Annotated in this window: 2 tRNA genes and 1 rRNA gene; all 3 read right to left on the bottom strand. The window is 48.2% G+C overall.

The annotated features are described in order from the left end of the window. Positions 1-242: 242 nt before the first annotated feature. Positions 243-318 (bottom strand) — tRNA-Ala (locus Q7C33_RS28940). Between the two features lie 30 nt (positions 319-348). Next, positions 349-425: transfer RNA gene (locus Q7C33_RS28935), tRNA-Ile, on the bottom strand. Positions 426-506: 81 nt separating this feature from the next. Next, positions 507-570, bottom strand: a 16S ribosomal RNA gene (locus Q7C33_RS28930); the annotation flags it as partial.

The following is a 570-nucleotide window of genomic DNA, read 5'->3' as shown; positions in this document are numbered from 1 at the left end:
AACCCCAAGCAATCTGGTTATACTGTGAAGACGACATTCGCCGAAAATTCGAATTTCTCAACTAAGAGAACTCACAAATTTTACCTTAGCCTGATCCGTTACCAGTGAAAGTAACGTTCAGTCTATCCTTCTATCACATACCCAAATTTTTAAAGAACGAACTAGTCAAAGACTAGAAATCAACATTCACCATCGAACCGATGGAATGCTCATTTCTAAGCTTTATACAATCGAAGCAGTAGTGGTGGAGCCAAGCGGGATCGAACCGCTGACCTCCTGCGTGCAAGGCAGGCGCTCTCCCAGCTGAGCTATGGCCCCGTATTTCTACAGGCGTTTCCCACACAAAATTGGTGGGTCTGGGCAGATTCGAACTGCCGACCTCACCCTTATCAGGGGTGCGCTCTAACCAACTGAGCTACAGACCCAATTTCGGGCTGCTTCTTTCGTCTTCTTCAATGAATCAAGCAATTCGTGTGGGAGCTCATGAAGCAGCTGCGGTCGTCGATTAAGGAGGTGATCCAGCCGCAGGTTCCCCTACGGCTACCTTGTTACGACTTCACCCCAGTCATG

This window comes from Pseudomonas sp. BP11-1-1 (assembly GCF_052112105.1).
GTDB lineage: Bacteria > Pseudomonadota > Gammaproteobacteria > Pseudomonadales > Pseudomonadaceae > Aquipseudomonas > Aquipseudomonas alvandae.
Note: the sequence above shows the minus strand (reverse complement) of the source record. Positions and strands in the feature narration are given on the sequence as shown.